Source organism: Amycolatopsis sp. NPDC043885, assembly GCF_056435685.1.
This window is the reverse complement of the sequence record NZ_JBWKEA010000001.1, coordinates 1,347,809-1,367,489: the sequence shown is the minus strand read 5'-3', so window position 1 is coordinate 1,367,489 and position 19,681 is coordinate 1,347,809. Positions and strand designations below refer to the sequence as shown.

The window sequence follows — 19,681 nt, the reverse complement described above, 5'->3', positions numbered from 1 at the left end:
CAGTCGTCGAGCACACCGAGGGAATCGTGCCATGCCGCTCATCCTCGGGTCGCACCGAAGGTGGTACCGGCGACCGACGCGCGAGCGGCACGGGCCGACATAGTGTCACCAGGTGCGACGGTTGAGCCTCTGGATGCGTGCCCACCCCATGGCGGGGGACAGTCTCATCGCCGTCGTCCTCCTGCTGACCGACCTGCTGCTCTACGTGGCCGCGGTCGAGACGCCGGAAGTCCCGATGCCGCCCTGGTACGTGACGGTTCCGCTGGACATCGCGATGGTCGCCCCGCTGGTCTTCCGGCGGAAGGCGACGCTGTGGTCGGCGTACCTGGTGCTGCTGATCGGCATCCCGCACAGCGCGCTGGAACTCGGCGCGGCGAGCGGGCTGGCGATGATGATCAGCATCTACTCGGTGCTGGTCTACGTCGGACGCAAACAGGGCCTGCTGTACCTGGTGATCACGCTGGTCACCTCGGCGCTCCAGCTGTGGGCCGACCCGCCGGAGGACGTCTGGGTGCTGGCGATCATCGGCGTCTTCTCCAGCGCACTGTGCTGGACGCTCGGCGAGTTCGCCGGCGCGAGGCGCGCCTATCACGAGGAGGTGGAAGCCAGGTTGCATCTACTTGAGACGGAACGGGACCAGGCGACCAGGATCGCCGTCGGCGAAGAACGCGGACGGATCGCCCGTGAGCTGCACGACGTCGTCGCGCACGCGGTGAGCGTGATGGTCGTGCAGGCCGACGGCGCGTCCTACGCGGTCGACGGGAATCCCGAGATGGCGAAACGGGCCTTGCAGACGATTTCGGAGACCGGCCGCGGCGCGCTCGCCGAGCTGCGGCGGCTGCTGGACGTGCTCCGCAGCGACGGCGACGACGAGCCGCGCGTGCCGCAGCCGGACGCCAGCGCGCTGACCGACCTCGCGGACCGGATCCGCCAGGCGGGGGTGCCGGTGACGCTGGCGATCGGTTCGGACGCGCTCGCCGGGCTGCCCGCCGGGGTGTCCCTCGGCGTGTACCGGATCGTGCAGGAGTCGCTGACGAACACGCTGAAACACGCCGGCCAGGGCGCGCAGGCCGAGGTGGTGGTGCGGCGGGAGGCGGACGTGATCGACGTCAAGGTCACCGACGACGGCGCCGGCCGCGCGAAACAGCTGGTGCCCGCGGCGGCGAAGCACGCCGCGCCGCCGCGAAAACTCGCCGTCCCCGGTGGGAACGGATTGATCGGAATGAGGGAACGGGCGAACGTCTTCGGCGGCACGCTGGAGGTCGGGCCCGCCCCCGGTGGAGGGTGGCAGGTGCACGCGAGGCTCCCGGTTAGGTTGGCGACGTGATACGGGTGGTGGTCGTCGACGACCAGGAATTGATGCGCGTCGGGTTCCGGATGGTCCTGGGCGCGCAGGCCGACATCGATGTCGTCGGCGAGGCGGGTGACGGCGCGCAGGCCATCCGCCTGGCGGAGGAACTGCGGCCCGACGTCGTGCTGATGGACGTCCGGATGCCGGTGCTGGACGGGGTCGAGGCGACGAAACGGATCGTCGAGGCCGGGACGGCGCGGGTGCTCGTGATGACGACGTTCGACCTGGACGAGTACGTCTATTCGGCGTTGCAGGGCGGGGCGAGCGGGTTCCTGCTGAAGGACACGCAGCCGGATCACCTGGTGTCGGCGCTGCGGGCGGTCGCTTCGGGCGACGCCGTGGTCTCGCCGTCGGTGACCCGGCGGCTGCTCGACCGGTTCGTCGGCGGCGGCGGGAAGCCCCTGCGGGACGCGGCCGAGCTCGACGTCCTCACCGAACGGGAGCGGGAGGTGCTCGTGCTGATCGCGAAGGGCCTCTCGAACCTGGAGATCGCCGAGACGCTGTTCCTGTCCGAAGCGACGGTGAAGACGCACGTCGGGCGGATCCTGTCGAAGCTGGATCTGCGTGACCGGGTGCAGGCCGTGGTGCTCGCCTACGAGACCGGGCTGGCGCGTCCCGGGGTCACCTGAGAAGTCCTCGGAAAAGTGGTCATTCGGTGAGCACTTTGGGGCGGATCCTTGTCTTCAGAGCCACTACCTGAGGAGAAGGAAATGCTGCGAGGTCTCACCACCACCACGTTCTACGCCGACGACATGACCGCCGCGATCGAGTGGTATTCCGATCTCTTCGGGATCGAGCCGTACTTCGTCCGCAACGGCCCCGACGGGACGCCGGCGTACGTCGAGTTCCGGATCGGCGACTACCAGCACGAGTTCGGCCTGGTCCGCGGCGACTTCCGGCCGTCGATGGCCCAGCCCGGCCCCGGTGGCGCCATCGCGAACTGGGCCGTCGACAACGTCGAGGACGCCTTCGCGAAGCTGCTCGAGAAGGGCGCGAAGGAGTACGAGCCGGTCATAGAGCGCGGGCCTGGCTTCGTGACCGCGTCCGTCGTCGACCCGTTCGGCAATGTCCTCGGCGTCATGTTCAACCAGCACTACCTGGACGTGCTGGCCGGGAAGAAGTAGTGAGGGTAGGGCCTCCTCCCCTACCCGGAAAGCCAGGATCCCCGCGAAGTCGGATAGCTGCGGTGGTCGTGAGTGGCGATTCGGGTTCTATTGAGGGGTCAGTCAAATGTGGCGTGACCCTGGACTGGCCGACAGGAGTCAGCCGCGCTCTTCAGCGTCCACAAGGGACGCTTTCCGGCGACGAAATGCCTGCTTCAAGGCCATATGCCCGGTTTGACGAGGGTGTCGTGAGTGGCAAGTAGGGTTCTAACCCTCTTTGCCACTCACGACCCCCTCGTCAAAACACACAAATAGCTCAACTCGGACACTGACCCCGCAGAAACTGTCCCTTATGGACAGTCGGGAAGTCTCTTCGGCGAGTCCCGCTCCTGCCGCCAACTCCGGCACGCCACCTTTGCCCTTACCACTCAATAACCCGAATCGCCACTCACGACCCCCTGGACCCTGAAAGCAGGGAAGGAGGCCCTCACGGCGTGGTTTTCATGGGGGTCGGGTCTCAGCGGTACAGGGCGTGCTCCGCCGTCTCCGGGTCCTTGCCCGCGTCCCGGACTTCGGCCATCCACTTGCCGAAGTCGGGGCGTGAACCGTCGACGTCGGTCAGGCCGTACTCGTTCATCAACGTCCACGACGCGAGCGTCCTGCCCGCGAACCGCGCGACCTCCGGGTCGGTCGCCAGCTTCGCGACACCCCGCCCGAGCAGCGCCGGAGTCTCCGAGATGGCGAAGTCGACCGGAGCGGACTTGCCGACCGCGTCCCGCCACGTCTCCTCGGTGACCCCGAAGTGGTCGAGCATGGCTTCCGAACGCAGGAAGCCCGGCGTGACGGTCATGCCGACGCAGTCGTACTTCTTCAGTTCGGCGCCGAGCGCCCTGCCGATCGCGCGGATCCCGCATTTCGCGAGAAAGTACGGGATCCCCGCGCCGACGTACTCGTCGTGGTCGCCGTCGGTGACCTCGATGACGAGCCCGCCCTCGCGCCGCACGACCAGCGGAAGCAGCCGGTGCAACGCGATCAGATGCGTGTCGATCGCGTTGTGCACCAGCGTGAGCGCGTCGTCGAGACTGGAGTCCCAATACGCCCCCTCGAAATCCGCGAACTGGTCGCCGCCCCAGACGTCGTCGACCAGGACGTCGATCCGGCCGTCCACTTCGGACTCGATCCGCGCCCTCAGCGCGTCCACATCGGACACCACGGTGAAGTCGGTCCGGACGGGGATGCCCCGCCCACCCGCCGCGTCGACGAGCTCCGCGGTGTCTTCGATCGTCTCCGAACGCTTCATCGGCGACTGGTGCTCCCGCGTCGTGCGGCCGGTGACGAACACCGTCCAGCCGAGCCTGCCGAGCTCCACCGCGATCGCGCGGCCACATCCCCTGGTCGCCCCCGTGACCACGGCCACTTTCCGGTCCATTCAGGACTCTCCTTTCCACGCGGTCAGCACCGCGTCCACGTCTTGCCCCACCCGGTCGACGATCCGGCCCTTCGGCCGGATCGACCAGTCCAGCGCGGCCCCGTTCGCCACCCCCAGCAGCACCCGCGCCGCGCGGACGACACCCGGCGCACCCGGCAGGTCACGCGCCGCGACGCGCGTCAGCCGCCGCAATTCGGCTTCCACGGCGGTGAAATGTTCACCCAGCAGGGCACGGAGTTCCGGGTCTCCGATGTCCACGCCCAGCTGCCCGAGATGGTTCGCCGCGGTCTCCGCGTCACCGAGTCCCTCGTAGACCACGACGACCGCCGCGCGCAGCGCCTCCACCGGATCGGCCAGCTCGCCGCATTCCCGCATCCGTCCCACGACGGACCGCGTGTTCGCCCGGCTCAACGCCAGCAGAAGACCGTTCTTCGAACCGAACCGCTGGGCTACGGTGCCGACCGCGACACCGGCCTCCGCCGCCACCTGTGCCAGCGTGAAACCCGGGCCGACCATGCCGATCACGGTTCCCGCCGCGGTGAGCAGTCGTTCGTCGGTGATGCTGCGGGGTCTCGCCACACCATTATTGAACCATGATTCATTAACCCCGGCGAATCAGGGTCACTCTCAGGGGTATCACCGATCGCGTACGCCGCCGGAAGACGGCAAGCTACGTCTCAGGTCGGGTACCAGGTTGGCACCTCAGGATGACGCGCTCGGCCACCCACATGGACGACGATTGTTCTCGCAGTCGCCGAGGGGAGCAGACATGATCGAGGCAGCGGGCCTCACCAAGCGGTACGGCAGGACACTGGCGGTGAACGACCTGTCCTTCTCCGTCGCGGCGGGGGAGGTCACCGGCTTCCTCGGCCCCAACGGGGCGGGCAAGTCGACGACCATGCGGATGATCCTCGGCCTGGACAATCCGACGTCGGGCCAGGTGCGTATCGGGGGCAAGCTCTACCGCGAACTGAAGGACCCGCTGCGGACGGTCGGCGCACTGCTGGACGCCAAATGGGTGCACCCCAACCGGTCGGCGCGGGCGCATCTACAGTGGATGGCGCGGTCCAACAAGATCCCGGCGGGCCGGGTCGACGAGGTGCTCGAGATCGTCGGGCTCACCAGCGTCGCCGGGAAGCGCGCCGGCGGTTTCTCCCTCGGCATGTCGCAGCGACTGGGGATCGCGGCGGCCCTGCTGGGCGACCCGGAGGTCCTCCTCTTCGACGAGCCCGTCAACGGCCTCGACCCCGAGGGCATCCTCTGGATCCGGAAGTTCATGCACCGGCTGGCCGACGAAGGCCGCACGGTCTTCGTTTCCTCGCACCTCCTTTCGGAGATGGCGCTGACCGCGAGCCACCTGGTCGTGATCGGCAAGGGGCGCCTGATCTCCCAGTCCTCAACCGAGGACTTCGTGGCGCGGGCCGCCGAGAACACGGTCAAGGTGCGGTCGCCGCAGCTGCCCGCGTTGCGCGCCGCGCTGACGCAGGCGAGCGCTCAGGTCACCGACGCCGACCGAGCGCTCGTGGTGTCCGGTTTGGACAGTGAGAAGATCGGCGAGATCGCCGCGGCCAACCAGATCGTGCTGCACGAGCTCAGCCCGCAGACCGGCTCCCTGGAGCAGGCCTTCATGCAGATCACCGGCGACTCGGTCGAATACCACACCGGTCTCGAAGCCGAAGCCGCCGAAGTGGTCACCGCCGCCCAGTAGCCGCTCACTCTTCTGAGGAATTAAAGCCATGACTCTGCTCGCCGTGGAACGCATCAAGCTGTTCACCACACGCTCACCCTGGTGGTGCGCGTTGATCACCCTCGCGGTCGTGATCGGCTTCGCCGCCATCTTCGCCGGCGCCGCGCCATCGGGGGAATTCACCGACGTCGGCATGTCCCAGTTCGGCTACGTCTTCGGGATGACCGTGGTCATGGTGCTGGCCGCGCTTTCGGTGACCACCGAATACCGCTTCGGCACCATCCGCACCACCTTCCAGGCCGTGCCGAACCGCCGCGCCGCGCTGCTGGCGAAGACCGGCGTCGTCGCGATGCTCTCGCTGGTGATCGGCGAGATCGCCGCGTTCGGCGCCTGGGCCCTCGCCTCGATCATGCGGCCGGAGGATCTCGCGCTGAACACCGGCGCGGAGTGGATCAGCGTCGCCGGGGTCGGCCTGGTGTTCGCCCTCGCCTCGGTGATCGCGGTCGCCGTCGGCATCCTGATCCGGCAGAGCGCCGGCGCCATCTCGCTCCTGCTGATCTACACCCTCGCGGTCGAGAACCTGATCCAGCTCATCCCGAAGATCGGCAAGGACATCTACGACTGGATGCCGTTCCACGTCGCGGACCGGTTCCTCACCGGCTCGGGCCCCGCGGCGGCGGAAGCGCCGTTGAGCCAAGCCGGGTCGCTCGCCTACTTCGCCGGTTTCGCGCTGGTGCTGCTGGTCATCTCGCTGGTCGTCGCGGACAAGCGCGACGCGTAAGGACTTCCACAGGGGAGAAAGCCGGATGTCTCGCTCGGGGGAGTGAGGCATCCGGACGGGGAGAAAAGGGGAACAAGGACCGGGCCGCCTATCGGGGGGCAGCCCGGTCCTTTCCCGCGTAATGTCGGAACCCACTGGAGGGAGGGCTGATGATCGAGGCCACCGGACTCACGAAACGCTACGGCGACAAGCTCGCCGTCGACGGACTTTCCTTCACCGCCGAAGCGGGCCGGGTGACGGGATTCCTCGGCCCCAACGGGGCGGGGAAGTCCACCACCATGCGGATGATGCTCGGGCTCGACAACCCGACGTCGGGCTCGGTGACGATCGACGGCATGGCCTACCGCGAGCTGCGTGATCCACTTCGGACGGTCGGCGGCATGATCGACGCCACCTGGCGGCATCCCGGCCGCACCGCCCGCGAGCACCTCCGGTGGATCGCCGCGACGAACGGCCTGCCCGACAAGCGCGTCGACGAGGTACTCCGGCTGGTCGGGCTCGACTCGGTCGCCCGCAAACGGGCCGGGCAGTTCTCGCTCGGGATGTCGCAGCGGCTCGGGATCGCCACGGCGCTGCTGGGCGACCCCCGGGTGCTGCTGTTCGACGAGCCGGTCAACGGGCTCGACCCCGAGGGCATCGTGTGGATCAGGAAGCTGATGCACGCGCTCGCCGCCGAGGGGCGCACCGTGTTCGTGTCCAGCCACCTGCTGCCGGAGATGGCGCAGACCGCGCAGGACCTCGTCGTGATCGGCCGGGGGAAGCTGATCTACCAGGGCACGATGGAGGAGTTCGTCGGCCGGGCGAAGGGCCTCGGCGTGCGGGTTCGCAGCCCGCATCTGCCGGAGCTGCGGACGGCGCTGACCGACAAGGGAGCCGAGTTCCGCGAGGAGGACGGCGCGCTCGTCGTGTCCGAAATGGACAGTGACACCATCGGCGAACTCGCGTTCGCCGCCGGCGCGACCCTCCACGAGCTGAAGCCGCTCGCCGGCTCGCTCGAACAGGCGTACATGCAACTCACCGCCGAAGCCGTCGAGTACGGCGCCGGCGTACCGGAGGTGGCCCGATGACCGCGGCGAACATGCTCCGCGCGGAGCGGATCAAGCTGCTGAGCACGCGCGCTCCCTGGTGGTGCGCGGCCATCGCGGTGGTGGTCGCGCTGGCCTACACCGCGCTCTTCTTCGGCTTCGTCCCGCTCGAAGGCCAGACAGGCGTCACCTCGACGCAGGTCGCCAGCGCGCTCGGCCGCACCGTGGTGCTGGTCCTCGCCATCCTCGCGGCGGCGACGGAGTTCAACTGGGGCACGATGAAGCTCACCTTCCAGGCGGTGCCGTCGCGCGTGCCCGCCCTGCTGGCGAAGGGCGCCGTCGTCGGGGTGTTCTCCGGGCTGATCGGGCTGCTGGTGGGCTTCGGCTCGTGGGCGGTCGCGTACCTGATCAAACCGGCCGCCGACCTGGGCCTGGCTTCGGGCGCCGACTGGCGTGCGGTGGCGGGTCAGGGCCTGACCTTCTTCCTGACCGGTCTGCTCGGCGTCGGCCTCGGACTGCTGTTCCGCAGCCCCGCGTTCGCGCTCGGGTTCGCGCTGGCCTGGACGCAGGTGCTCGAAGGGCTCGTCGTGCTGATTCCGAAAGTGGGCGACGACATCTACCAGTGGATGCCGTTCTTCGCGGCGAATCAGTTTTCCGGGCCGGATCTCACGGTGTCGATGTTGAAACTCGAACCGCCGCTGGGGCCGTGGGGTTATTTGGCTTATTTCGGCGGCATCTGCGTGATTGTTTATGCGGCCGGACTGATGATCACCCATCGAAGGGATGCGTGAGCTTTTACCGCGGCCAAAGGAGTTAAGTCCACGTTAAGAGGCTGTGGCTTCTCTCACACGGAGCGGACATACTGTTCGTGACCGGGCGATGCTCGGGATGAGCCTATTTCGGCTCTCGGCCCCGGAGGTGATCCTTGACGGTGGATTCCGGTCAGGGAGTGGAACGCACGATCCCGCAAGCCCGCACGGAAAGTACGCAGCCCCGGCTCGAGCCCATGCTCGACCTCGAATGGTCACAGGCGATCGAACTGCCCCGCACGGTCGCTTCCGCGACCCGGCCATCCGATATCCGCCGCGCCTGGGTACACCGCGCGCCCGAAGATCTCGTTGTCGCGCTGTACCGCGCGTCCAGCGGAATGCACGGCGAAATCCCCGCGCCGTGGTGGCTTCGCGCCGTCGTGGAAGGCAGACTCGAATCGCGGGAACTCGGTTTCCGCATCGAAGATCGGATCGCCGGTCTGCTCGGCAGGCGTCCCGGCTGGGAATTCGTCCCGTGGGCCGCGGACGGGGAATCCGGTTACTGGGAGTTCATGCCCTCTGAACGCGGAGCGTCCGGGCATTCGATCCCGACCACGGTGCTGAACACGAGCCGCCACGACGGCTGGATCGACGTTCTCCCCGCCCATTCCAGCACGACGCCGTCGCCGATCGCGGTCGCCGGATTCGCCGGGCTGCGCTCGCGGCTGGGGGAGTTCGAAGCAGTCAGGTAACCGCCGCGTTTAATGGGCTGGTGGAAAACGAGGACCAGCCACGGATGCGCAGCGTGGTCAGCTATGTCAAACGCGGCGGCCGGATGACCGTCGGGCAGCAGCGAGCCTGGAACGAACTCTGGCCGTCGCTCGGCCGCACCGTCGGCGAACTGCCCGAAGGACAGGTGGATTTCGACGACTGGTTCGGCAGGCAGGCGCCGGTGATGGTGGAGATCGGTTCGGGCATGGGCGAGACCACGTCCCAGCTCGCCGCCGCCGCGCCGGAACTCAACTACGTCGCGGTCGAGGTCTACGACCCGGGGCTCGGCCAGCTGATGTTGCGCGCCGAGAAGCTCGGGGTGAAGAACCTGCGGCTGATGCACGGTGACGCCGTCGTGCTGCTGACCTCGCATGTGGAGCCGGGCTCGCTGGCCGGGGTCCGGCTGTTCTTCCCGGACCCGTGGCCGAAGAAGCGGCACCACAAGCGGCGGATCGTGCAGCCGGAGTTCGTCTCGCTGGTGGCCTCGCGGCTCGCGCCGGGCGGCACCTTCCACATGGCGACCGACTGGGAGAACTACGCCGAGCAGATGATGGAGGTCTGTTCGGCCGAGCCGCTCCTGCGCAACCGCCATGCTGGCGAGCCCGGTGGCTGGGCGCCGCGGCCGGAGTGGCGGCCGATCACGAAGTTCGAGAACCGCGCCGACGTCGAAGGCCGGATCTCGCACGATCTGATCTTCGAGCGGGTCTGACGACGACACAGAAAGGGCCGGTCAGGACGTCCCCACGTCCCTGACCGGCCCTTTCTTCACACCCCCGCGCCTTGGAACGCCCCCTGCGCGTCCCCGGTGCCCGTTCGTCCCTCCCCCGACAGAGAGACGACCGGGCACCCGGCCCGTGGGTGGATCACCACCGACTCCACCCACGAGACCTGGCCGCCCTGGCGCCATGACGCCATTCGGGCGAACTTTTCATTCGTCGGCCAGAGGCTCCGACTGCACCCGCTTGAGCGCCGGGGTCGAGACGGATGCCCCGAGCAACGCCACCCCGATTCCCAGCACCACGGGCGCCAGCAGCCATGGGCTCAGCACGACCGCTTCCTTCTCGACCAGGCTGTAGAGCCCCATGCCGACTCCGATCCCGACCACACCCGCGCCGATGGTGGCCACCATCGCGGGCAGGGCCGCTTCCATCCGCAGCGCCCTCGACAGCACCCGGACCGGTGTCCCGGCCGCGATGAGCGCCCCGAAGGTGCGGCGGCGGTCCATCACCGAGCCCGCGGTCGCCACGGCCGCGCTGCACCCGGCGAGCACGCCGGCCGCGATCAGGCCGATCACCGTGACCCGGCGCAGGTCGCCGAGCTCCTGCTGCTGACCGATCAGGTGCAGGCCGCGGCTGCCGACCTCCTGGCCGGGGGCCGCCCCGACCAGCGCCGTCCGCACGACCTCGGCGTTCTCCGTGGTGGTCGGCACGATCACGTCGAAGCGCTCCGGCGTGACACCCGCGGGAACCAGGGCCGGGTCGATGACGATCGTGCTGGACGTGTCCTCGTCACCCTGAGGGAAGAGGTGCACGGGAGCCTTCGGATCCAGCTGCGGACCGGCCTTGTCGTACTCCGACAGCACGCGGTACTCCGCCGGGTTGATCCCGTACCTGCTGTAGATCGCGGGACCCGGCCGGCAGGAGCCGCCGATGTTCACCCGCAGGAGTTTCGTGGCGTCCTCGCAGGTCATCACGAAGGCCCGGTTCAAATTCTGGGAGCGGGTGCCCGGCTCACCGGTGGACAGGTAGACCTGCCCGACCGAGACGGCCTTCTCGGTGATCCCGTAGCGGGCGAGGGACGCGTTGGTCTGGTCGGCGATCTGCTGCGCCTGGGTCGCGTCGGATTGGGCGTAGAGGACGTTGTCCTTGAAGGTCCGGCCGCCGCCCGCCATCGACTCGAACGAGGGCAGCAGGGTCAGCGCCATCGAGCCGGTGAAGACGGCGAGCACGACACCCGCGGTGGCGCGGTAGGCGCTCTTCGGGTCGTCGCGGAGCCTGCGTCCCGCCAGCAGCGAGGCCGGTTTGCGCCAGATCCGGACGAACGTGCCGCCGACCGCCGCGGTGACCCACGGTCCGATGATCGCCGCCGACCCGACCAGCAGGAACAGGCCGAGCATCACCATCGGCAAGCTGGCGTTGTCCTGGCTGATCGCGAAGAGGAAGAAGGCACCGGCTACGGGGACCGCGAGCAGCCGCCACCAGTGCAGCGGCTTGCGGGCGTGTGCCGAAGCCGCGAACAGCGGCGTCTTCAGCACTCGGCGGATGCCGAGGACCCCGGCGAAGACGACCAGCAGCGGGATCGCGATGGCGACCGCGATGGTCGAGCCGACCGACAGGCTGAAGTCCGACGCGAGCCAGGTTCCGCCGCCCCACGGGACGAACGTCGAGAGTCCTTGGAGCGCCGGCGCCACGAGGATGCCGAGCAGCGCGCCGACCACGGCGGACAACGCCGTCTCGGCGGCGACGATCTTCGTCACCTGGCCGGGAGTCGCCCCGGCCAGCCGGAGCGCCGCCATCCGCAGCTCACGCCGGGCGGCGGTGAGCCTGGCCGAAGACGCGACGAGCACCAGGCTCGGCACGAGCAGGACGATCACACCGACCCAGGCGAGCAGTTCGAGCATCGGGTCGGGCTTCGCCGGCTTGTTGGGGAAGCCGTCCGCGGCCATCGCCGTCTTCGGCATCGACTCCGGGGTGTGGCCGACGACGGCGACCAGCTGCTCCGGATACATCAGCGATTCGGGTCCGAGCGCGTCGACGAGTTTGCCGAACCGGTCCCCGAGCTGCGCCTGCGGCGTCGACTGGATCAGTTTCCCGAGGGCGGGGGACACGATCGACTCGCCAGGTGCGGGCAGCCGCGGGATGCCCGGCGGCAGGCTGAGCATCGGCGAAGTGCCGGTCTGGGCGATGTCGACGCGGGTGATCTCGCGGTCGCCCGAGTAGTCCTTGTTCGCCGCCATCAGCAGCGGCGCCGGCCCCTGGCTCTCGCCGGACTGGGAGTAGTAGCTGCCGATGTCCTGCCAGATCGCCCGCTGGGAGCGGGCCTGCGTGGCACCGGGAAGGGAGGCCAGCAGAAGCACCAGACTGGTCGCGACGGCGACCCCGACCGCGGTGAGGATGGCCGACGTGCGGGTCCGGCGGTCGACCCGGAGCACCCGCATGGCCAGCTGGAAGCTGTTCATTACGCGGCCAACCTCGTCGCGATCAGGCCGTCCCGGATGGAGACGGTGCGCGGCATGGCCTCGGCGAGCTCGCGGTCGTGGGTCACCACGATCACGGCGGCACCGCTGTCGGCGGCCGCGGCGAGCAGCGCGTCCATGGTGGCGCGGCCGGTGCGGGTGTCGAGCGCGCCGGTCGGCTCGTCGGCGAAGATCACCTTCGGCCGGTGCGTCAGCGCGCGTGCGATCGCGACGCGCTGCGCCTCGCCACCGGAAAGCTCACCGGGGCGGCGCTTCTCCTTGCCCGCGAGGCCGAGCTTCGCCAGCCATTCGCGGCCGGCCTCGATGGATTCCTTGCGGCCCTTGCCACCCAGCAGCGACGGCAGCGCGACGTTCTCCTCGGCGCTCAGTTCCGCGACGAGCATGCCGGACTGGAACACGAAGCCGAACTCGGTGCGCCGCAGCTCGCTGCGCTTGCGCTCGTTGAGCTGGTCGACCCGCTGCCCGGCGAGGAAGATCTGCCCGGAGTCGGCGCGGAGGATCCCGGCGAGCACGTGCAGCAGGGAGGTCTTGCCCGAGCCGGAGGGCCCGACGATGGCGACCGCGTCACCCGCCTGGATGTCGATGTCGATCCCGGCCAGCGCGTGCTGCGTGCCGTACCGCTTCACCAGCCCGCGGCCCGAAAGCACCGGCTGCCCTGTCCACTGTGGATCCGCCACCGTGATTCTCCCTAGTCAGTCACTTGTGTTCTGCTTCGGGAAAGAGCTTCGCGGTGAACCGCCGGTGTCCACTTCGGGCAGACGGCCAGTGCTGATCACCCGCGTATCGGCCGATCGGCCGACCCGGCTCGGGCCGGTCGGCCAAGGTGCGGACGGCGGCCGATCCTCTACCGTCACGGTGTGACAGCAGGTCCGGCCCAGAACAAGTTCCCCGCGCGGGTGAGTGCGCTCGCGCGACGTATCGGCATGCCCGCCGTCGTCCTGCTGGCCGCGCTCGCGTTCGACCTGGTCTTCGTGACCGACGCCGCCTTCGACGACACGGGCCCGCGCGGAATCGATCTCCTGCTCTTGCCCGGCATCTTCGCGATGGTGTTCTGCGCGCTCTGGGCGCAGAAGCGGGCCGCCGTCGCCGCCGTCGCGGCCTCGGTCGTGCTGGTGGCGTACACGCTGGTCGTCCGGTATTTCAACATCCCGACCTACTCGAGCGTGCTCGCCCATCTGTCCATCACAGAGGTGGTCGCGGGGGTCGAGGTCCTGTTCTACGCCGCGCGCCGGACGCGGCCGGGTGTCGCCTTCGCCGTGATCTCCGGTCTGGTGCTGGCCACGCTGACCGCGGTGTCCGGCCGGTACTACTACGGCAGCGAGTCGAACGGCACCATGGCGCAGGCGATGCTGTTCGGCGGTCTCCTGCTGGGCGGCACACTGCTCTTCGCGATCCCCGGACGCGACCGGACGGCGCATCCGAAAAACTACGAGAAGCTGCAGAAGCTCAACAAGCTGGTGATGGGCCAATGGCCGCTCATCGGCCTGCTGGGCGTCGCGCTGATCCTGGAGTTCGGCTTCACCTACGAGAGCGGGGCGCACGGCTTCCCCATCCTCGTCTGCTCGATCGTCGCGGCGATCATCGCGATCGCCGCGCCGCGGCGGCCCGCCGACGCGATGGTCGCGCTCACCGCGGTCATGCTGCTTTCGGCGCTGGTGACGCCGTTCCTCCGACTCCGCTACGACTACCCGACCCCCGGCGGCGTGCCGGGCACGCAGGTCGTGGCGGGGATGGGCCTGGTCGTCACGCTGGTCCGCGCGGTCGGGCTGAGCAAGGCCGCGTCGCGGATCGCCGGGCTGTCGATGGTGGTCGCCGTGGCCTCCATCCTCAACACCAAACGGCCCACGCCCCGGCTGATGACCGACCCGGACGACATCGCCGGCCTCGTCGTCGCCGCGCTGCTGCTGCTCGGCATCTCGGTGGCGATCGGCCTGGCGTTGCGGTCACGGGATTCGGAACGCACGCAGGTCATCCAGTCGGCGATCAGCGACGCGCAGACGTCGGAGCGGATGGCGCTGGCGCGGGAACTGCACGACGTGGTCGCCCACCACGTCACCGGGATCGTCGTGCAGGCGCAGGCGGCGAAGATGATGGGCGAGAAGAATCCGCAGGTCGCGGTCGAGGCGATGGGCCGGATCGAGGACGCCGGGGTGGAGGCGCTCGCGGCGATGCGCCGGCTTGTGCGGAGTATGCGCGGTGACGCCCCGGCCGGGAGCAGCGAGTTCAGCGAACAGGCAACCACCGATCTCGCCGCCGATCTGCGGACGCTGATCGAACGGTCGAACCACGGCGTGAAGACGTCGATGAAGCTCGAACTGCCGCCGAACGTGCCGCACGAGGTCGGGCGGTCGGCGTTGCGGCTGGTGCAGGAGTCGCTGACGAATATCGGCAAGCACGCGTCCGGCGCGAAGGAGGCGCTGGTCATCGCGGAGGTGAGTGAGAACGAACTGCACCTCCAGGTGACCGACGACGGACGCGAGCCACAGGGCCGTCCGGCGGGCGGGTCGGGCGGCTACGGTCTGATCGGCATGCGCGAACGGGTCGCCCTGCTGCACGGCCGGCTCACCGCCGGACGGGCGCCGGGCGGCGGATGGCGCGTCGAAGCGTGGCTACCACTTGAAGGAGAAGAGTGATCCGGGTACTGATCGCCGACGACCAGGACATGGTGCGGATCGGCTTCCGGATGATCCTGGACGCGCAGGACGACATCGAGGTGGTCGCCGACGTGCCGGACGGCGTCTCGGCGGTCGCGAAGGCGCGCGAACTGCGGCCGGACGTCTGTCTGCTGGACATCCGCATGCCGGGGATCGACGGTCTCGAGGTCACCAAGCAGCTGGCGGGCCCGGACGTCGCCGATCCGCTGAAGGTCGTGGTGGTCACGACGTTCGACCTCGACGAGTACGTGCACACCGCGCTGCGGAACGGTGCGAGCGGGTTCCTGCTGAAGGACGCCGGGCCCGCGCTGCTGATCGAAGCCGTGCGAGCGGCGGCGCGCGGGGACGCGCTGGTGTCGCCGCAGATCACCGTCCGGCTGCTGAAGCATTTCGACGGCGGGGCGGTGAAACGCGACGTCACCCCGCCTTCGGAGCCGCTGACCGCGCGGGAGCTGGACGTGGTGAAGGCGGCCGCGAAGGGGCTGACGAACACCGAGATCGGGGCCGAGCTGTTCCTGTCGCTGTCCACCGTGAAGACGCATCTGGCGTCCGTGCAGGGCAAGGTCGGCGCACGGAACCGGGTGGAGATCGCGGCCTGGGCGTGGCGGAGCGGCGTCGTGGACTGAGCTGAGTGTGGGTGCAGGCGACCGAGGTCTTTTGATCTCTTGGAGTCGCGCCCTTTTGGCTGAAGGCCCCCGCTATCTCGGCGGCAGGGCGCCGACAAGAAGTCCGTGACATTGATGACCAGCCACGCCCTGGCGACGAGATAGCGGTCGGCGCGATAAAGAGTACGGTCCGTAAGCTCCATATATGCAACGCCGTTTCCACGCTCCTGTCGTTCTCCCCGCCGACCCCGCTTGCTCGTTGCTGCGTGACGCCGTGGTCGACGTGGACGAGACGGGCCGCGTCACCCATGTCGGTCCCCTGTCCGGGGCCCCCGAAACGTCCGCTCCCGTGACCCGGTTGAGCGGCATCCTCCTGCCCGGGCTGGTCAACGCGCACGCGCACAGCCCGATGACGCTGCTGCGCGGCATGGGCGGCGACCTGCCGCTGCTGCCGTGGCTGACCGAGATCATCTGGCCCACCGAAGCGAAGCTGGAGCCCGCCGACATCCGCACCGGCATGATGCTGGGCTCGATCGAGATGCTGCGGCACGGCGTCACGACCAGCGCGGAGATGTACTTCGAAGGCGAGCAGCTCGCCGACGCGGTGCTCGCCACCGGTGGCCGGGTGGTGCTGGCCCCGCCGATCATGGAACTGCCGGGGATGGACTGGCGCGCGATGCTGAAGAGCATCGAACGCTGGATCGACACCGACGGTCTCCGGTTCGGGCCCGGTGACCGGATCGAGGTCGGCTACGGGCCGCACTCGGCGTACATGCTGAACGAGGAAGCGCTGCGGGCGACCGCGGAATCGGCGGCCGAGCGTGGCGCGCTGGTGCAGATCCACGTGGCCGAGGCGGCGCTCGAAGACGTCAAGCAGCGTGAAGCGCACGGTTCGGTGCCCGCGCTGCTGGAAAAGGTCGGGATGCTGCGGGGCCGGACGCTGGCCGCGCACGCGATCCACCTGTCCGACGAGGACATCGCGCTGTTCGCCGCGCGCGGCGTCGGGATGGCGCACTGTCCCGGATCGAACGCGAAGCTCGCCTCGGGCATCGCCCGGGTGACGGAGCTGCGGAAGGCGGGCGTCGCCATCGGGCTCGGCACCGACGGCCCGGCGTCGAACGACGACATCGACCTGTGGGAGGAAGTGCAGCTCTCGGCGATGTTCGCGCGGCTCGCGACCGGTGACTCGACCGTGCTGACCGCGGCCGACGCGTTCCTGCTCGGCACCCGCGGCGGCGCGGACGCGCTGGGCCGGACCGACATCGGCGCGCTGGAAGCCGGCCGGTGGGCGGACATGGTGCACGTCGACCTCGACGACCCGGCCTTCGCGACCGGTATCGACGTGCCCGACGCGCAACTGTTCGCGAACCTGGTGTGGGCCGCGGGCTCGCGCCGCGTTCGCGACGTGTGGGTGGCGGGCGAGCAGATCGTCGGCGACGGCGAACCACTGCGGGTGGACCGCGGCAAGGTGCAGGCCGAAGTCGCCCACACCGCCGCACGCCTGCGCTCTTAACTCACCTACGCAACCCCCACCCGTCCCAGGGGGCGGCCCCGAGGCCAGTCTATCGGGGGTGGGCGGGGCGGGACCCGGGAAAGTGCTGGTCAGGGCGGAGTTGTCCACAACGGTGAGGGGCTGTGGACAACTGGCCCGAGCGCCCAATGCGGCATGGGGACGCTGAGCGGCCCCGGTGCCACATTGGGCGCAAGGCACGCTGGCGGCGCCGGGACCAGGGTTCCCAATGTCGCATTTGAGGCGCTGAGAATCTCAAATGCGACATTGGGAACCCGCGCGCTGCTAAGCGAGGCTAGACCAGGCCGCGCGGCCGGAGGGTCACCTCGGTCGGGTGCGCGTCACCGGTGGCGGAGACCGCGGCGAGGACGGCGGCAGCGACGGATTCGGGGCGCAGAAAGCGTTCCGGCTCGTACGCGCGGCCCTCGTCGGCGACGATCGCCTGCTGCATTTCGGTGTCGGTGCGACCGGGGTAGATCGACGTCACCCGAAGCGCGGACTCCTCCTCGCGCAGGGAGTCGGCGAAGGCCCGGACGGCGAACTTGCTCGCGGCGTACGGACCCCAGCCCGGCCGCGCGTTCTGCCCGGCGCCCGAGTTGATCACGACGACGTGCCCCTTCGAAGCACGCAGCGCGGGCAGCAACAGCCTGGTCAGCGTGACGACGCCGAGGACGTTGACCTCGAAGTTCGCTCGCCAGTCGGCGTCGGTCGCGGTCTCGACCGTGCCGAGCCGCGCCACGCCCGCCGAGTGCACCAGCACGTCCAGCGCGCCGATTTCGGCGGTCGCCGTCTCCAGTGTCTCCGTGTCGGTCAGGTCGATCGGCCACGGCTTCGCCTCGGGCAGTGTGCCCGCCAGTTCGCCGAGCGCGCCGGCGTCGCGGCCGCCGAGCAGCAACCGGTGGGTCGGGGCGAGCGCGCGGGCGGCCGCGGCACCGATACCGCGGGTGGCGCCGGTGACGAGAGCCAAGGGGAGATCAGCCATGCCGGCCACGCTAGTAGGTTCGGATCTGGACCGGTAAACGCGTGTCCAGACTGCGAACTCGCGTGATCAGGGGGCGCAGACGACAGGCGGCGTCGCCACCCTCGGGAACCGGATGGAGCCGCGGGTGAACGAACCGGCGAGGTTGTCCGCGAAGCGGCCGGCCGTCAGCGGATCCCGGACCGACGCGTCGATCGCCACGAGAGCCTGGCAGTCGAGCGCCGCTCGGGCGGCGGCGACGTCCGCGGCGCGGACCGGACCGCCTTCGGCGATCGGGAGCCGCGCCGAATTCGCCAGCTCCCACACCGGGGGCAGCCATTTCTGGTGGCCGGGACGGCCGCCGGGGAGCGATGTCGAATGCGCGGCGAACGGGTTGGCGAGGCCGTAACCGTCGCGCAGCCGCATGTCGAGCGGGATCAGCAGGCCGAGCGCGCCCATGCTGTCCGCCGCGACGGTCACGTACGGCCGGTCCGTCGGGTACGCGTACCAGCGTCTGGTCGTGTAGTCCTGGATCAGCACCGCCGGACCTTCCACACCCCGGACGGCCGCCAGCGCCGACGGCATCAGCGGGTGGCCGGCGTAGTCCTCCGCCAGGATCGGATGCTCGTGCCCGGTCGACCGCGACCAGAACGCTCGCTCGTCCGTGACGCCCACAGCGCGCGGAGAAGCCGAATACGCCGGGCGAAGCGATGCGGCGGCCACGAACGCCCAGATCCCGACGGCGACCAGAAGCGCCACGGTCACCCTCGTCACCGGCACGGCCAGCACCGGCAGGAGCAGGCAGAACAGCGCCGGGAGCAGCATGCGCCCGTGCATGAAATCCCCGCCGACCCGGATCACGTACACCGCGAGCAACACCGCTCCGGCCACCGGAACCGCGGTGAGCACCACGAAGGTTCTGTCCATAGTGGACGAAACCGTGACGACCGCGGCCGCGAGCAGCAGCAGCGGGAGCCACAGCCAGTACGGCTGGACGAGATCGGCAAGGTAGGCCCATCCACGGGCCCAGTTCGCTTCCGACGCCTCCTTGACCAGCGCGGTGTTCGGCGTCAGCAGACCGTAGTAGCCCATCCGGAACACCTGATACGCCAACGGGAGCGCGGCCGCCACGGCCATCAGGCCCATCGCGTGGCGACGTCCCGGCCGCGCGAGGACGAGCAACGCCACCAAGGTGACAGCGCTGAAGAGGGCGAGATCGGGCCGCACCAACGGCCCCAGCCCGGCGACCAGCGCGACCGGCCAGGTACGCAGATCGTCCATTGTGGACGTACGGCGGACAAGCAGCCACCAGGTACCGCCCAGCCACAAGGTGATCAGCCCGGTCTCGAGCCCGGACGTCGCGAAGTCGCGGAACGGCGGCAGCGCGCAGACCACCAGCGCCCCGGCGGGGGCGAGTCCGTGGAACGCCAGCGGCTGATAGAGCCGCCGGGCGCCGTCCAGGCCGAAGAACAACCCAGCGACCGAGAAGACCAGCCCGGTGACCACGGAGACCCACTCCAGCGGCACCCCAGGGAGCAGCCCGAGGACGCTCAGAACAGCCGTCCACAAAGGACTCGTGTTGGTCTCGACCCGCTCGCCGACGTTGAACACCGGACCGTTGCCCGCGAGGATCTGCCGGACCGTCCGCAGCACGATCAGCCCGTCGTCGCTCATCCAGCGACGGCGCCAGGCCAGGTCGGCGTAGACCATCAGGACCAGGCCGAACCCGAACCAAGTCCAGGTCGACGGCCTCAGGTACCAGGCGCGCGAAGGCCAGCCGGGCGTGTTCTCACCCGTCGTCGTGTTCGTCTGCGTCATGGCCCCGCCCGCCTCGGTTGCGTGCGCAGGAGATCAGGTCCGCG

The 19,681-nt window shown here is 69.4% G+C and carries 18 protein-coding genes; 12 read left to right on the top strand and 6 right to left on the bottom strand.

Annotated features, from left to right (window positions below):
* The first annotated feature begins 133 nt into the window (after positions 1-133).
* From AC069I_RS06800 to AC069I_RS06790, 3 genes are all read left to right on the top strand, one after another.
* Positions 134-1,327, top strand: coding sequence for a sensor histidine kinase (locus AC069I_RS06800; RefSeq protein ID WP_478265165.1), 1,194 nt, complete (start codon positions 134-136; stop codon positions 1,325-1,327).
* Positions 1,324-1,980, top strand: a complete 657-nt coding sequence (locus AC069I_RS06795) for a response regulator (protein ID WP_034314242.1) — start codon at positions 1,324-1,326, stop codon at positions 1,978-1,980. The genes AC069I_RS06800 and AC069I_RS06795 overlap by 4 nt, the downstream gene beginning before the upstream one ends.
* Positions 1,981-2,061: 81 nt before the next feature.
* Positions 2,062-2,475 (top strand): VOC family protein, encoded by a 414-nt coding sequence (locus AC069I_RS06790; protein WP_478223999.1) that lies wholly within the window; start codon positions 2,062-2,064, stop codon positions 2,473-2,475.
* Positions 2,476-2,971: 496 nt separating this feature from the next.
* Here the strand turns inward: AC069I_RS06790 and AC069I_RS06785 are convergent, their stop codons facing one another.
* Both AC069I_RS06785 and AC069I_RS06780 read right to left on the bottom strand, forming a co-directional pair.
* Positions 2,972-3,883: an SDR family NAD(P)-dependent oxidoreductase gene (locus AC069I_RS06785; RefSeq protein WP_478223998.1), complete on the bottom strand. Its 912-nt coding sequence runs from the start codon at positions 3,881-3,883 to the stop codon at positions 2,972-2,974.
* The gene (locus AC069I_RS06780) at positions 3,884-4,462 is read right to left on the bottom strand and encodes a TetR/AcrR family transcriptional regulator (RefSeq protein WP_478223997.1); all 579 of its coding nucleotides are present in this window, start codon (positions 4,460-4,462) and stop codon (positions 3,884-3,886) included. It lies immediately after the preceding gene.
* Between the two features lie 190 nt (positions 4,463-4,652).
* Between AC069I_RS06780 and AC069I_RS06775 the strand changes: the two genes are divergently transcribed.
* The 6 genes from AC069I_RS06775 to trmB all read left to right on the top strand — a co-directional run bounded on the left by AC069I_RS06775 (position 4,653) and on the right by trmB (position 9,605).
* Positions 4,653-5,591 carry an ABC transporter ATP-binding protein gene (locus AC069I_RS06775; protein ID WP_478223996.1) on the top strand — a complete coding sequence of 313 codons (939 nt, stop codon included), beginning with the start codon at positions 4,653-4,655 and terminating at the stop codon, positions 5,589-5,591.
* A 28-nt stretch (positions 5,592-5,619) separates the two neighbouring features.
* Positions 5,620-6,351, top strand: coding sequence for an ABC transporter permease (locus tag AC069I_RS06770; protein WP_340687228.1), 732 nt, complete (start codon positions 5,620-5,622; stop codon positions 6,349-6,351).
* A 149-nt stretch (positions 6,352-6,500) separates the two neighbouring features.
* Positions 6,501-7,418 carry an ABC transporter ATP-binding protein gene (locus tag AC069I_RS06765; RefSeq protein ID WP_340687229.1) on the top strand — a complete coding sequence of 306 codons (918 nt, stop codon included), beginning with the start codon at positions 6,501-6,503 and terminating at the stop codon, positions 7,416-7,418.
* The gene (locus tag AC069I_RS06760) at positions 7,415-8,167 is read left to right on the top strand and encodes a hypothetical protein (RefSeq protein WP_478223995.1); all 753 of its coding nucleotides are present in this window, start codon (positions 7,415-7,417) and stop codon (positions 8,165-8,167) included. The genes AC069I_RS06765 and AC069I_RS06760 overlap by 4 nt, the downstream gene beginning before the upstream one ends.
* Positions 8,168-8,325: 158 nt before the next feature.
* The gene (locus AC069I_RS06755; RefSeq protein ID WP_478224449.1) at positions 8,326-8,877 is read left to right on the top strand and encodes a hypothetical protein; all 552 of its coding nucleotides are present in this window, start codon (positions 8,326-8,328) and stop codon (positions 8,875-8,877) included.
* A 44-nt stretch (positions 8,878-8,921) separates the two neighbouring features.
* Positions 8,922-9,605, top strand: coding sequence for a tRNA (guanosine(46)-N7)-methyltransferase TrmB (trmB, locus tag AC069I_RS06750; protein WP_478231399.1), 684 nt, complete (start codon positions 8,922-8,924; stop codon positions 9,603-9,605).
* Between the two features lie 219 nt (positions 9,606-9,824).
* Here the strand turns inward: trmB and AC069I_RS06745 are convergent, their stop codons facing one another.
* Positions 9,825-12,074, bottom strand: coding sequence for an FtsX-like permease family protein (locus AC069I_RS06745; protein WP_478231003.1), 2,250 nt, complete (start codon positions 12,072-12,074; stop codon positions 9,825-9,827).
* A complete protein-coding gene (locus tag AC069I_RS06740) occupies positions 12,074-12,769 on the bottom strand; it encodes an ABC transporter ATP-binding protein (protein ID WP_395882136.1) in 696 nt (231 codons plus the stop codon). Before AC069I_RS06740 ends, AC069I_RS06745 begins: the two co-directional genes overlap by 1 nt.
* Before the next feature lie 180 nt (positions 12,770-12,949).
* Here AC069I_RS06740 and AC069I_RS06735 point away from each other — a divergent pair, with 180 nt between their 5' ends.
* From AC069I_RS06735 to AC069I_RS06725, 3 genes are all read left to right on the top strand, one after another.
* Positions 12,950-14,725: a sensor histidine kinase gene (locus AC069I_RS06735; protein ID WP_478223993.1), complete on the top strand. Its 1,776-nt coding sequence runs from the start codon at positions 12,950-12,952 to the stop codon at positions 14,723-14,725.
* On the top strand, positions 14,722-15,372 hold the full coding sequence (locus tag AC069I_RS06730) for a response regulator (RefSeq protein WP_034314268.1): 651 nt from the start codon (positions 14,722-14,724) through the stop codon (positions 15,370-15,372). Before AC069I_RS06735 ends, AC069I_RS06730 begins: the two co-directional genes overlap by 4 nt.
* A 184-nt stretch (positions 15,373-15,556) precedes the next feature.
* The gene (locus AC069I_RS06725) at positions 15,557-16,864 is read left to right on the top strand and encodes an amidohydrolase family protein (RefSeq protein ID WP_478264971.1); all 1,308 of its coding nucleotides are present in this window, start codon (positions 15,557-15,559) and stop codon (positions 16,862-16,864) included.
* Positions 16,865-17,156: 292 nt separating this feature from the next.
* On the opposite strand, the gene AC069I_RS06720 is transcribed toward AC069I_RS06725, so the two are convergent.
* Both AC069I_RS06720 and AC069I_RS06715 read right to left on the bottom strand, forming a co-directional pair.
* Positions 17,157-17,843 carry an SDR family oxidoreductase gene (locus AC069I_RS06720; RefSeq protein ID WP_478223991.1) on the bottom strand — a complete coding sequence of 229 codons (687 nt, stop codon included), beginning with the start codon at positions 17,841-17,843 and terminating at the stop codon, positions 17,157-17,159.
* 66 nt (positions 17,844-17,909) lie between these two features.
* Positions 17,910-19,637, bottom strand: coding sequence for an arabinofuranosyltransferase AftB family protein (locus AC069I_RS06715; protein WP_478264970.1), 1,728 nt, complete (start codon positions 19,635-19,637; stop codon positions 17,910-17,912).
* Positions 19,638-19,681: the final 44 nt, after the last annotated feature.

What these genes read in the sequence shown, in the direction of transcription:
- trmB (WP_478231399.1), top strand. Translation starts at nt 8,922, where the DNA reads ATGCGCAGCGTGGTCAGCTATGTCAAACGCGGCGGCCGGATGACCGTC.
- AC069I_RS06785 (WP_478223998.1), bottom strand. Translation starts at nt 3,883, where the DNA reads ATGGACCGGAAAGTGGCCGTGGTCACGGGGGCGACCAGGGGATGTGGC.
- AC069I_RS06715 (WP_478264970.1), bottom strand. Translation starts at nt 19,637, where the DNA reads ATGACGCAGACGAACACGACGACGGGTGAGAACACGCCCGGCTGGCCT.
- AC069I_RS06775 (WP_478223996.1), top strand. Translation starts at nt 4,653, where the DNA reads ATGATCGAGGCAGCGGGCCTCACCAAGCGGTACGGCAGGACACTGGCG.
- AC069I_RS06725 (WP_478264971.1), top strand. Translation starts at nt 15,557, where the DNA reads ATGCAACGCCGTTTCCACGCTCCTGTCGTTCTCCCCGCCGACCCCGCT.
- AC069I_RS06765 (WP_340687229.1), top strand. Translation starts at nt 6,501, where the DNA reads ATGATCGAGGCCACCGGACTCACGAAACGCTACGGCGACAAGCTCGCC.
- AC069I_RS06790 (WP_478223999.1), top strand. Translation starts at nt 2,062, where the DNA reads ATGCTGCGAGGTCTCACCACCACCACGTTCTACGCCGACGACATGACC.
- AC069I_RS06760 (WP_478223995.1), top strand. Translation starts at nt 7,415, where the DNA reads ATGACCGCGGCGAACATGCTCCGCGCGGAGCGGATCAAGCTGCTGAGC.
- AC069I_RS06745 (WP_478231003.1), bottom strand. Translation starts at nt 12,074, where the DNA reads ATGAACAGCTTCCAGCTGGCCATGCGGGTGCTCCGGGTCGACCGCCGG.
- AC069I_RS06720 (WP_478223991.1), bottom strand. Translation starts at nt 17,843, where the DNA reads ATGGCTGATCTCCCCTTGGCTCTCGTCACCGGCGCCACCCGCGGTATC.
- AC069I_RS06770 (WP_340687228.1), top strand. Translation starts at nt 5,620, where the DNA reads ATGACTCTGCTCGCCGTGGAACGCATCAAGCTGTTCACCACACGCTCA.
- AC069I_RS06800 (WP_478265165.1), top strand. Translation starts at nt 134, where the DNA reads ATGCGTGCCCACCCCATGGCGGGGGACAGTCTCATCGCCGTCGTCCTC.